General features: G+C 72.5%; 10 protein-coding genes. 6 read left to right on the top strand and 4 right to left on the bottom strand.

Features of this window, described 5'->3' with window-relative positions:
- Positions 1 to 294: 294 nt before the first annotated feature.
- From AB0O01_RS09575 to AB0O01_RS09560, 4 genes are all read left to right on the top strand, one after another.
- Positions 295 to 1,398, top strand: coding sequence for a mechanosensitive ion channel family protein (locus tag AB0O01_RS09575; RefSeq protein ID WP_365311924.1), 1,104 nt, complete (start codon positions 295 to 297; stop codon positions 1,396 to 1,398).
- 243 nt (positions 1,399 to 1,641) lie between these two features.
- Entirely contained in the window at positions 1,642 to 3,861 is a 2,220-nt protein-coding gene (locus AB0O01_RS09570; protein ID WP_365311923.1) for an NADP-dependent isocitrate dehydrogenase, read from the top strand.
- 225 nt (positions 3,862 to 4,086) lie between these two features.
- Positions 4,087 to 5,454 carry a bifunctional o-acetylhomoserine/o-acetylserine sulfhydrylase gene (locus tag AB0O01_RS09565; protein WP_365311922.1) on the top strand — a complete coding sequence of 456 codons (1,368 nt, stop codon included), beginning with the start codon at positions 4,087 to 4,089 and terminating at the stop codon, positions 5,452 to 5,454.
- Between the two features lie 5 nt (positions 5,455 to 5,459).
- Positions 5,460 to 6,641 carry a homoserine O-acetyltransferase gene (locus AB0O01_RS09560; protein WP_365311921.1) on the top strand — a complete coding sequence of 394 codons (1,182 nt, stop codon included), beginning with the start codon at positions 5,460 to 5,462 and terminating at the stop codon, positions 6,639 to 6,641.
- Between the two features lie 44 nt (positions 6,642 to 6,685).
- Here AB0O01_RS09560 and AB0O01_RS09555 read toward each other — a convergent pair whose 3' ends face one another.
- Positions 6,686 to 7,027 (bottom strand): DUF5713 family protein, encoded by a 342-nt coding sequence (locus AB0O01_RS09555; RefSeq protein WP_365311920.1) that lies wholly within the window; start codon positions 7,025 to 7,027, stop codon positions 6,686 to 6,688.
- Between the two features lie 147 nt (positions 7,028 to 7,174).
- Between AB0O01_RS09555 and AB0O01_RS09550 the strand changes: the two genes are divergently transcribed.
- Entirely contained in the window at positions 7,175 to 7,993 is an 819-nt protein-coding gene (locus AB0O01_RS09550; protein ID WP_365311919.1) for an N-formylglutamate amidohydrolase, read from the top strand.
- A gap of 66 nt (positions 7,994 to 8,059) precedes the next feature.
- Positions 8,060 to 9,283 carry a cytochrome P450 gene (locus AB0O01_RS09545; protein ID WP_365311918.1) on the top strand — a complete coding sequence of 408 codons (1,224 nt, stop codon included), beginning with the start codon at positions 8,060 to 8,062 and terminating at the stop codon, positions 9,281 to 9,283.
- A gap of 170 nt (positions 9,284 to 9,453) precedes the next feature.
- Here AB0O01_RS09545 and AB0O01_RS09540 read toward each other — a convergent pair whose 3' ends face one another.
- The 3 genes from AB0O01_RS09540 to AB0O01_RS09530 all read right to left on the bottom strand — a co-directional run bounded on the left by AB0O01_RS09540 (position 9,454) and on the right by AB0O01_RS09530 (position 12,106).
- On the bottom strand, positions 9,454 to 9,876 hold the full coding sequence (locus AB0O01_RS09540; RefSeq protein WP_365312428.1) for a hypothetical protein: 423 nt from the start codon (positions 9,874 to 9,876) through the stop codon (positions 9,454 to 9,456).
- A 125-nt stretch (positions 9,877 to 10,001) separates the two neighbouring features.
- Positions 10,002 to 10,670 carry a sigma-70 family RNA polymerase sigma factor gene (locus AB0O01_RS09535; RefSeq protein ID WP_365311917.1) on the bottom strand — a complete coding sequence of 223 codons (669 nt, stop codon included), beginning with the start codon at positions 10,668 to 10,670 and terminating at the stop codon, positions 10,002 to 10,004.
- A complete protein-coding gene (locus tag AB0O01_RS09530; protein ID WP_365311916.1) occupies positions 10,667 to 12,106 on the bottom strand; it encodes a S8/S53 family peptidase in 1,440 nt (479 codons plus the stop codon). The genes AB0O01_RS09535 and AB0O01_RS09530 overlap by 4 nt, the downstream gene beginning before the upstream one ends.
- Positions 12,107 to 12,217 lie beyond the last annotated feature (111 nt).

Genomic DNA, 12,217 nt, shown 5'->3' with positions numbered 1-12,217 from the left:
TCCAACGTGGCCAACGTGACCCGAGGCACCCCGAAGCGCCCCGAAGCACCCCGAGTCGACCCAAGGCGCCCCGACTCGATCCGAGGTCCCCCCGAGACAGGCGGGCCGCCCCTCCCTCGTACGAACTGGTGTGCCCCGTACGGCAGTATGAGCGCGCACCCGGTCCGCGTCGCGGCGGGCGGGGTGCCTGCGCTTCGCACATTCCGGAACCGAACAGGTGACCAACGTGACGACACTGCCCCTCCGCCCGTCGGCGCCCCCGCGCGTCGCCCCGCGTCCGACCGGAGGTGGCCGATGGACCGCGCGCTGACCCTGGACGATCTGATCCTCGCCGGGATCGCGCTCGCCGCGGGCGTGCTGGCGTCGTTCCTGCTGCGGGTGCTGCTGCGCTGGCTGGGCAAGCAGGCGGGCCGGACCCGCTGGAACGGCGACGACGTGCTGGTGGCCGCGCTGCGGATCGTGGTGCCGTGGTCGGCCGTGGTCGGGGGCGCGGCGGCGGGGGCGGCGGTGCTGCCGCTGACCCCGACCGTGCAGCACCACACCAATCAGACCCTGACCGTCCTGCTGATCTTCGTGGTGACGGCGGCGGCGGCCCGGCTGATCGCCGGGACGGTGCAGTCGGTGACGCTGTCCCGGTCCGGCGTCGCCGGGTCCGCCACCATCTTCGTCAACATCACCCGGGTCCTGGTGCTGGCCATCGGCTTCCTGGTGGTGCTCCAGACGCTGGGCGTGTCGATCGCGCCGATGATCACGGCCCTCGGGGTCGGCGGCCTCGCGGTGGCGCTGGCCCTCCAGGACACCCTCGCGAACCTCTTCGCGGGCATCCACATCCTCGCCTCCAACACCGTGCAGCGCGGCGACTACATCCGGCTCAGCAGCGGCGAGGAGGGCTATGTCGAGGACATCAACTGGCGCCAGACGACCGTGCGCAACCTCTCCAACAACCTGGTCGTGATCCCCAACGGCCAGCTCGCCAAGACGAACATGACCAACTTCATGCGCCCCGAACAGGAGTTGACGATCCTGCTCCAGGTCGGGGTGGCGTACGACAGCGATCTGGAGCAGGTGGAGCGGGTGACCAACGAGGTCATCGGGCAGGTGATGAAGGACGTCGAGGGCGCGCTGCCGGAGCACGATCCGATCGTGCGGTTCCACACCTTCGGGGACTCGCGGATCGGGTTCACGGTGATCCTGGGCGTGGGTGAGTTCAGCGACCAGTACCGGATCAAGCACGAGTTCATCAAGCGGCTGCACCGGCGGTACCGCGAGGAGGGCATCCGGATCCCGGCGCCGACCCGGACGGTGGCGCTCCAGCAGGGCGCGGTGGTGATCCCGCAGCAGCGGGGCGCGGAGGCCGGCAACGAACCGGGCGACACCCCCTCCGCCCGGCTCGGCTGAGTCACAGGGCGGCGGAGTCACCGCACACGGGCACTCCGCCGCCCGAAGGCCGCCCGGCGTCCCCGACCTCCCCGACCTCCCCGACCTCCCGTCGCCAGGATCCGACCTACCCGGGCCGGATCCGATCACCCCGGGCCGGATCCCATCCCCCCGCCGCATTCCCCCCGCACCCCTGTCGAGCCACCCCGGGGCACGAGATATCTTGATGTCGAGCAATGTTGCAGACGTGGAGCGGAGCACCCGGTGACTGACTCGACCATCATCTATACGCACACTGACGAGGCCCCGGCCCTGGCGACGTATTCCTTCCTGCCGGTGGTCAAGACGTACGCCGCGCAGGCCGGTGTCGCCGTCGAGACGCGGGACATCTCGCTGGCCGGACGGATCATCGCCGTGTTCCCGGAGTACCTCACCGAGGACCAGCGCATCCCGGACGCCCTCGCCGAGCTGGGCGAACTGGCCAAGACGCCCGAGGCCAACATCATCAAGCTGCCGAACATCTCGGCGTCGATCCCCCAGCTCAAGGCCGCCGTCGCCGAGCTGAAGAGCCAGGGCTACGCGCTGCCGGAGTACCCGGACGACCCCAAGACCGACGAGGAGCGCGACATTCGCGCCCGCTACGACAAGGTCAAGGGCTCCGCCGTCAACCCGGTGCTGCGCGAGGGCAACTCCGACCGCCGCGCGCCCGCCTCCGTCAAGAACTACGCCAAGACCCACCCCCACCGCATGGGCGCCTGGAGCGGCGACTCCAAGACCAATGTGGCCACCATGGGCGTGGACGACTTCCGCTCCACCGAGAAGTCCGTGGTGATCTCCGAGGCCGGTGCGCTCCGGATCGAGCTGGTCGGCGACGACGGCTCCACCACCGTGCTCCGTGACTCCGTACCCGTCCTCGCGGGCGAGGTCGTCGACGCGTCCGTGATGCGGGTCGGCGCGCTGCGCGAGTTCCTCACCGCGCAGGTCGCCCGCGCCAAGGCGGAGGGCGTGCTGTTCTCCGTGCACCTCAAGGCGACGATGATGAAGGTCTCCGACCCGATCGTCTTCGGCCATGTCGTCCGCGCGTTCTTCCCGGACACCTTCGCCCGCCACGGTGCCGTGCTCGCCGCCGCCGGTCTCACCCCGAACGACGGTCTGGGCGGGATCTACAAGGGCCTGGAGGCGCTGCCCGAGGGCGCCGGGATCAAGGCGTCCTTCGACGCCGAGCTGGCCCAGGGCCCGGCGCTGGCGATGGTCGACTCCGACAAGGGCATCACCAACCTGCACGTGCCGTCCGATGTCATCGTGGACGCCTCCATGCCGGCCATGATCCGCACCTCCGGCCACATGTGGGGCCCCGACGGCCAGGAGGCCGACACCCTCGCCGTCCTCCCCGACTCCTCCTACGCCGGGGTCTACCAGGCCGTCATCGAGGACTGCCGCGCCAACGGCGCCTACGACCCGTCCACCATGGGCTCGGTGCCGAACGTCGGTCTGATGGCGCAGAAGGCCGAGGAGTACGGCAGCCACGACAAGACCTTCGAGATCGCGGTCACCGGCACGGTCCGCCTCGTCGACGCCGCCGGGAACGCGCTGATCGAGCAGGCCGTGTCCGCCGGGGACATCTTCCGTGCCTGCCAGACCAAGGACGCCCCGATCAAGGACTGGGTGAAGCTGGCCGTCACCCGCGCCCGCGCCACCGGCGACCCGGCCGTGTTCTGGCTGGACGAGACCCGCGCCCACGACGCCAACCTGATCACCAAGGTCACCGCCTACCTCGCCGAGCACGACACCGAGGGCCTGGACATCCGGATCCTCGCCCCCGTCGACGCCACCAAGCTGTCCGTCGAGCGCATCCGGCGCGGCGAGAACACCATCTCCGTCACCGGCAATGTGCTGCGCGACTACCTCACCGACCTGTTCCCGATCCTGGAGCTGGGCACCAGCGCCAAGATGCTGTCGGTGGTCCCGCTGATGGCGGGCGGCGGCCTCTTCGAGACCGGCGCCGGCGGCTCCGCGCCCAAGCACGTCCAGCAGCTCGTCAAGGAGAACTACCTGCGCTGGGACTCCCTCGGCGAGTTCTTCGCCCTGGTCCCGTCCCTGGAGCAGTACGCCAAGACCACCGGCAACGCCCGCGCCCAGGTGCTGGCCGACACCCTGGACCGGGCCACGGCGACCTTCCTCAACGAGGACAAGTCCCCGACCCGCCGCGTCGGCGGCATCGACAACCGGGGCAGCCACTTCTACCTCTCCCTCTACTGGGCCCAGGAACTGGTCCGGCAGACCGACGACGCCGAGCTGGCGAAGGCGTTCGCGCCGCTCGCCGAGACGCTCGCCGCGCAGGAGGAGACGATCGTGGCCGAGCTGAACGCGGTGCAGGGGGCCCCGGCCGAGATCGGCGGCTACTACCAGCCCGACCCGGCGAAGGCGGCGGAGATCATGCGGCCGTCGGCGACGTGGAACTCGGCGTTGGCGTCGCTTGCGTGATGTGTGATGACCGGGCCCCGGCCGGCGTTGTCCGGCCGGGGCCCGGTGGTGTGCGGTTGCCCGGACGGGGCCCGGTGGTGTGCGGCCGAAACATTGCCCGTTCGTGTCGTTTATGACGGCGTGTGACGTGTTCGTTGCGCACCGCGCGCGGGGTCTGTCGGGGTGTTCCGGCCCGTGCTTGGCTCGTCGCAGGTCCCCGCTCGCCCCCGCACGAGGAGCACCACCATGACGACGAGCCAGCCCATCGACTCCGTCACCGCAGGTCACACCCCCGAGGAGACCCCCGCCGGGCCCGACACCGCGGCCTGGTCGTTCGAGACCCGGCAGATCCACGCCGGGGCCGCGCCCGATCCGACGACGGGCGCCCGCGCGACCCCGATCTACCAGACCACGTCGTACGTGTTCCGGGACACCCAGCACGCGGCGGATCTGTTCTCGCTCGCCGAGCCCGGCAACATCTACACCCGGATCCACAACCCCACCCACGATGTCTTCGAGCAGCGGATCGCCGCGCTGGAGGGCGGGGTGGCGGCGGTCGCGCTGGCCTCGGGCCAGGCGGCGGAGACCCTGGCGATCCTGACCGTGGCGGGCGCGGGCGACCACATCGTCTCCAGCACCTCCCTCTACGGCGGCACCTACAACCTGCTGCGGCACACCCTCCCCCGCTTCGGCATCGAGGTGTCCTTCGTGGACGACCCCGACGACCCCGAGGCATGGCGGGCCGCGATCCGGCCGCACACCAAGGCACTGTTCGCGGAGACGCTGGGCAATCCGCGCGGCAATGTCCTGGACATCCGGGCGGTCGCCGACGTCGCCCACGCGGCCGGGGTCCCCCTGATCGTCGACAACACCGTCCCCACCCCCTACCTGCTGCGGCCGATCGAGCACGGCGCGGATGTCGTGGTGCACTCGGCGACCAAGTTCCTCGGCGGGCACGGCACCGCCATCGCCGGGGTCGTGGTGGACGGCGGCACCTTCGACTTCGGGGCGCACCCGGACCGCTTCCCCGGCTTCACCGAGCCCGACCCCAGCTACCACGGCCTGCGGTACTGGCCCGCCCTCGGCCCCGGCGCGTTCGCGGTCAAGCTGCGGGTGCAGTTGCTGCGCGACCTGGGCCCGGCCCTGTCCCCGCACTCGGCGTTCCTGCTGCTCCAGGGCGTGGAGACGCTGAGCCTGCGGCTGGAGCGGCACTCCGCCAACGCGCTGGCGCTGGCCGAGTGGCTGGAGCAGCGCGACGAGGTCGCCGCCGTCCACTATCCGGGACTCCCGTCCAGCCGCTGGTACGAGGCCGGGCAGCGGTATCTGCCGCGCGGCGCGGGCGCGGTCGTCTCCTTCGAGCTGCGGGACGGCATCGAGGCGGGCAAGCGGTTCGTGGACGCGGTCGAGCTGTTCAGCCATCTCGCCAACATCGGCGATGTCCGCAGCCTGATCATCCACCCGGCGTCCACCACCCACAGCCAGCTCGACGAGGAGCAGCTCGCGGCGACCGGCACCAGCCCCGGTCTGGTGCGGCTGTCGGTCGGCATCGAGAACGTCGCCGATCTCCGGGCGGACCTGGAGGCCGGTTTCCGGGCCGCCAAGGGCGCGTCCTGAACCCGGTGGCCACCGAGAGGCTCCCCCTCCCGCCGGTTCTGGGGGGCTGGCGGGAGGGGGACCCGCCCGGCGGGCGCCGCTGGTGGCACGCGCCGGGGCCGCTGCCGCTGGAGGCGGGCGGTGAACTGCCCGGCGTACGGCTGGCGTTCGAGACCTGGGGCACCCTGGCGCCGGACGCCGGAAACGCCGTCCTGGTGCTGCACGCCCTGACCGGCGACAGCCATGCCACCGGCGACGCCGGTCCCGGTCACCCCACGCCCGGCTGGTGGCGGGGGCTGATCGGCCCCGGGCTGGCCCTGGACACCGACCGCTGGTTCGTGGTCGCCCCGAACGTCCTGGGCGGCTGCCAGGGCAGCACGGGCCCGTCGTCCCGGCGCCCGGCGGGCCCGAGAGTGTGCCACACCGACCCGGCCGCCCTCTCCCCCACCACCTCCCTCCCCTGGGGCGGAGCCTTCCCCTTCCTCACCCAGCGCGACCAGGTCGCCGCCGAGGCCGGGCTCACCAGGGCGCTCGGTATCGGGCGGTGGGCGCTGGTGGTCGGCGGGTCGATGGGCGGGATGCGGGCCGTGGAGTGGGCGGTGACCCACCCCTCCCGGGTGGGCGCGCTGCTGCTGCTCGCGACGACGGCCGCGGCGAGCGCCGAGCAGATCGCCTGGGCCCGCGCCCAGCTCACCGCGGTGCGCGCCGACCCCGACTGGCAGGGCGGCGACTACCACGGCACCGGACGCGCCCCCCAAGCCGGTCTCGGTGTCGCCCGCCGGATCGCCCATGTCACCTACCGCAGCGAACCGGAGCTGGCGGCGCGCTTCGGCCGGGGCGCGCAGGGCGCCGAGGATCCCTGGCACGGTGGCCGCTACCGGGTCGAGTCGTATCTCGACCATCACGCCGGGAAGCTCGCCCGCCGCTTCGACGCGGGCAGCTATGTCACCCTCACCGAGGCGATGAACGCGCACGACGTGGGCCGCGGCCGGGGCGGGACACGCGCCGCGCTCGGCCGGGTCACCGCCCGCACCCTGGTCGCCGGGGTGGACTCGGACCGGCTGTACCCCCTGGCCCAGCAGTCCGAGCTGGCCGCGCTGATCCCGTCCGCCGACCGGCCCCGGGTGATCGAGTCGCCATACGGGCACGACGGGTTCCTGATCGAGACGGACCAGGTCGGAGAGTTGCTCAAGGAACTGCTGGCCTGAGGAACTGGTGAGCTGAGGAACTGCTGGGCTGAGGCAGGCGAAGATCACCAGTCCCGGGGCGCGACCACCTCCTCCAGATCGGCACCCTCGAAGCCATAGGTCTCCGCGATGAACCAGAAGTCCTTCGCTATCTCGTCCCGCGCCATGGTCTCGATGTCGCTGTCCGCCTCCCAGAACTCCTCCTGGAGCGCGTTGAACTCCTCGGTCGCGGCGTGGGTGAGCGCGTAGAACGCGGTGAGGTCGGCGGGCCGCTCGGTCTCGATGCGCTCGCAAAGCCGGACCAGGATGTCCCGGCCCTTGTCCACCAGCCGGTCCGGGAAGTAGCCGTCGGGATAGAGCAGCTTCAGGAACTCGCGGGCGGCGGCCCGTTCATCGGTGATCGGCATGGAGGTTCCCCCCTCGTTCGGGCACGTCCGGGCCTGTGGCACGGTGGGCGTCAGGCACCATCACCCCGATCTTGCCCTACGCCACTGACAACGCCCCCGGCAACGCCCCCGCCCTCTCTCCGCCCTCCCCTCCGCCCGGAGCCGCCCATGCCGTCCCCGCCCGTACCTCCCGCCCCCGGCCCCGCCCCCTTCGCGCTGCTGCCCGGCGCGCCCGGCTCCCCGGTGCTGCTGCACGTCCCGCACGCCGCGCGCCGCGTCCCGCCCGGGGTGCGGGAGGGGATCGTGCTGGACGACGGGGCGCTGGCGCGCGAGCTGGACCACCTCACGGACGCCCACACCGACCGCATCGCCGCCGAGGCCGCCGCGCTGGCCGGGCGCACGCCCTGGCGGTTCGTCAACGGGCTGTCGCGGCTGGTCGTGGACCCGGAGCGGTTCCCGGACGAGCGGGAGGAGATGCTCGCCGCCGGGATGGGCGCGGTCTACACCCGCACCTCGCACCGGGAGGCGTTGCGGGCGGCGGACACCGATCCCGGGCCGCTGATCGAGGCGTACTTCCGGCCCTACGCGCGCGCGGTGGCGGACGCCGTGGCCGAGCGGCTGGCGGCCACCGGCCGGGCCGTGATCATCGACGTGCACTCCTACCCCACCGCCGCGCTCCCCTACGAGCTGCACGGGGACGGGCCCCGCCCGCCGGTGTGCCTGGGCACGGACCCGTTCCACACCCCGCCCGCGCTGCTGGCGGCGGCCCGGGAGGCGTTCGCGGGGTGCGGGGGGACGGGGCTGGACAGCCCGTTCGCGGGGACGTACGTACCGCTGGCGTACTACGGGTCCGATCCCCGGGTGAGCGCGCTGATGGTGGAGATCCGCCGGGACACGTACATGGACGAGCCGGGCGGCGCGGCGACGGAGGGGCTGGCGCGGCTCGCGGGGGCGCTGGCGGCGCTGGTGGACGCCGTACCGGAGTGAGGGCGGGTGACTCCGGCTGGAGCACTTGAGCGCGACAGTCCGGCCGGGCCGGGTCAGGGTGAGGGCATGACCGAGGACACCACCACGCTGACCGGCCGGTCCCTGCCGCCGGTACGGGACTGGCCCACGCCCGATCTGGACGGCACCGCGTTCGACCCGGTTCTCGCGGATCTGATGCGCGAGGGGCCGCTGCACCGCATCCGGCTGCCGTTCGGCGAGGGCTGGGCGTGGCTCGCGACCCGCTACGAGGACGTCCGGGCGATCACCAACGACCCGCGTTTCGGCCGTGCCGAGGTGACCCGGCGTCAGGTGACCCGGATCGCGCCGCACTTCAAGCCCCGGCCCGGTTCACTCGCCTTCGCCGACCAGCCGGACCACAACCGGCTGCGCAAGGCGGTGGCCGGGGCGTTCACCGTCGGCGCGATGAAACGGCTGCGCCCGCGCGCCCAGGAACTGCTGGACGGCCTGGTGGACGGTGTCGTCCGCGACGGGCCGCCGGCCGATCTGATCGCGCGGGTCCTGGAGCCGTTCCCGATCACGCTGGTCAGTGAGGTGATGGGGGTACCGGAGGAGGACCGGGAGCGGGTGCACTCCTGGACCCGGGAGATCATCTCCACCTCGGGCGGGGTGGAGGGCGCCGACCGCGCCAAGCAGGGCCTGTACGGCTGGATCACCGAGACCATCCGGGCTCGCGCCGAGGGCGGCGCGGAGGATGTGTACGGGCTGCTGGGCGCGGCGGTGGCGGGCGGCGAGGTGGCCGAGGAGGAGGCGATCGGGCTGGCCGGTCCGCTCCAGATCGGCGGCGAGGCGGTCACCCACAACTGCGGGCAGATGCTGTTCCTGCTGCTGACCCGGCCGGAGCTGATGTCCCGGTGGCGGCAGGACGTGCCGGGGCGGGGGCAGCTCATCGAGGAACTGCTGCGTTTCGTGCCGCACCGCAGTTCGGTGGGACTGGCCCGGATCGCGCTGGAGGATGTCGAGCTGCACGGGACGACGATCCGCGCGGGCGACCCGGTGTATGTCTCGTATCTGGCCGCGAACCGGGATCCCGGGGTGTTCCCCGACCCGGACCTGATCGACCCGGACCGGACCGTCAATCCGCATCTCGCGTTCGGCAACGGACCCCACTTCTGCACGGGCGCGGTCCTCGCCAAGCTCCAGACGGAGCTGCTCCTCACCACCCTGCTCGACCGCCTGCCCGGCCTCCGTCTCGCGGTCCCCTCGGACCGGGTGGAGTGGCGGAAGAAGACGATGATCAGGGGGCCCCGGACACTGCCGTGCGCCTGGTGAGGGGCCGGGTGCGGGAGGGCTGAGCACCGCGCACGACGGCAGGGACATCGCCGTCCGGCAACGGCGCCCGGCCCCCTCACCCGGTCAGGCCCGGAGCCGCCCCGCCGCATCCAGCCCTCTCACCCGGTCAGGCCCGGAGCCACTCCGTCGCGCCCGGCCCCCTCACCCGGTCAGGCCCGGAGCCACTCCGTCACGACGACCTCGGCGCCGGTGCGCAGCCGGAGCGCGAACGGGCCGATGGGGGGTGCCTCGCTGGTGAAGCGGCCCATGGCGTCGGCGGTGAGCACATCCGGCGCCGGGAGTTGCGGTCCGCCCAGGACCTCGATGCGGGCGGGCTGCGGGGGCAGGACCTGGCCCATCAGTCCGTGCGAGGTCACCTCCACGTCCACGGTCAGCTCGCCGGTGCGGAAGGTCAGCATCCGCGGCGGATCGGTCACCCCCCGGACGGGAATGGCATGGACCAGGGAGTCGAAGGTCAGCTCGGCGATCCGGGCGTCCAGGTCGTGCAGGGTGAACGCCTCGACCGCTATCCGCCGCAGCTCCGGCGGGACCGGGTCCAGGACGGCCACGGCACGCCGCAGTTCCGCCTCCAGCGGGCTGGTGTCGAACTCCCCGGGTTCCTCCCTCGCTTCCCCCCGTTCCCCGGGCTGCGCGCTCCCCTCACTCCCCTCACTCCGCTCGATGTGCTCGTCGTCGCGGTCTTCGTTGCCGTTGCGGTTCACGATGCTCCCCGTGCGTCGAGTCGGGCCCGCAGGCGGCGCAGACAGCGCTGGCGCAGCGGGCCGATGCTGCCGACGGCGATGCCGAGCGCGGCCGACACCTCCTGATAGCTGGGCGGCGGCGAGGCCATGAGCACGCGCAGCAACTGCCGGCAGCGCTCGCCGAGTTCCTCGAACTCCTGCCACACCCGGCGGACCCGCTCGCTCTGGGCGGCGGCCTCCTCGGCGTCGAGCAGCGACTCCTCGGGGGTGGGTTCCTCGCTGACCCGGTCCAGCAGGACCGGGTCGTCGGTCGGCATCAGCCGCCGCGTGCTCTTGATGACCTTCAGGCTCTCGTGCCGCGCGGTGCTCGCCAGCCACGATCCGGTCTTCTGCGGCTCCCGGATCCGCCCCAGGTTCTGGGCGAAGCGGAACCAGACCGTCTGGTAGACCTCATGGGCGTCGGCGTCGGACAGCCGGTGGGCGCGCACCACCGACCACACCAGCGGGCTGAGCCCCTCCACCAGCGCTTTCCAGGCCGCCGCGTCACCGTCGACGGCGGATTCTACGAGCGCGCCGACATCTGCACGATCCACGGACCCACCCCTCGTGTACGGCCTGTCATGGTACGCCGTGGAGGGGTGGGTTCCGGCACTCGCCCGGAAGACTGCGTTCAGGGTGACGCTCATGCCGGCGGGGACGGATTCGCGACCGGTACGGGCTGCCAGGTGGGCGGCAGCAGCGCGTCCACATGACCGCCCTTCACCTCGGCCAACTCCGTGTTCAGTTCCAGGAGTTGCCGGGCCGCCGCGCGCGGGTCGGACTCCCCGGTGGCGGTCATGTGGGCGGCGACGAGACCGGCGACGACCGGGGTGGCGAAGGAGGTGCCGCTCCACTGGGCGAGGCCCTCGAACATCACCTGGTCCGCCTTGCCGACCGTGGCCCCGCCGTCCTCGCTGAGCACCCCGGTGTGGCCGGGGTGGGTGCAGGTGCACCCGTACCCGTAGCCGTACCGGCAGGCGTCGTACGTCGAGTGGTGGTAGATGTACGGCCGCGGTGAGCCGAAGCCGGTCAGGGGGCCCGTGACCCGCTCGCCGGGGGCGAAGACGCGCACCCAGGGGCCGTGGTTGCTGAAGCAGGCGCCGAACTCGCCGTCGCTGCGCAGCGCGCCCACCGAGAGCACGGCCTCCTCGAAGCCGGGGCGGGTGGCGTAGGCGGCGGGCCAGAAGGGGGTGGCGCTGCCGTTGTTCCCGGCGGCGGCGACCAGCAGGGTGGGCTGCTCGCGCAGCTCCCGCATGAAGTTCTCCAGGCCGAGCAGTCCGTCGAGCCGCCCGTTGGAGGTGCCGGCGGACAGGCTGAGGATGTCGGGCCAGCCGCTGTCGTCGATCGCCTCGAAGAGCTTGTTGCCGAACTCCGACTCCAGGATGGCCCCGACATCGCTGAGCGTGTTGCGCACGGTGATGGCGGTGTTGGGGGCGACGGCGGCGACCAGGCCCGCGATGAACGTGCCGTGGCCGATGTACAGCTTCAGCAGGCCGTCGGCGTCGGTCTCCACGTCGTGCTCGTCGCCGTCGGTGCGGGCGAGCGCGGGGTAGGAGCGGTAGTCGTGGGTCAGCCCGTTGTCGATCACCAGGACGCGGACGGCCGTCCCGGCGTCGTACGGGGTGACGGCCAGGTCCGGGTTGGGCTGCGGGTTCTCCTGGGCGGGGATCGGCTCGTCGCCGGGGCAGCAGTTGACCGGGGAGATGTGCACGACATGGTTGCGGGAGACCAGGCGGCGCCCGGCGCGGCCCTCGGCGGTCCGCATCGCGCGCAGCGCCCCCGCCACGTTCTGGTCGGCGAGGCGGCCCCCCTCGCCGGGGTCGCCGACGCGGATGCGGGTGATGCCGGAGCGGTTGGTCTGCGGGCTCGCCCGGCGCACGTCGTCCGGGAGCAGGCCCTCGGTCGCGGTGAAGTGGGCGCGGACGGCGTCCTCGACCGCGAGGGCCTCCTCGCCGTCCCGCGCGAGGACGACGCCCTTCTCGTAGATGAACTCGGCGGAGTCGTCCGGGCCCATCGCCAGGGGTGTGTCGGGAAGCGCCCGCTGGATCTGCTCGAACTGCTCGCGGAATCGCTGTGGTGCCATGGCTGTCCTCCCACTGGGGCGGCGGTACGTCAATTCAGAGTCGGGGGGTGGGCGATTGATACAGACCCAAACTGATGTGACGTGGTTCCGCTCGCACTACCATCCCTGGGG

This window comes from Streptomyces sp. NPDC093252 (genome assembly GCF_040683675.1).
In the GTDB taxonomy this organism is placed as follows: domain Bacteria; phylum Actinomycetota; class Actinomycetes; order Streptomycetales; family Streptomycetaceae; genus Streptomyces.
This window is presented reverse-complemented; position numbering and strand designations above follow the sequence as displayed.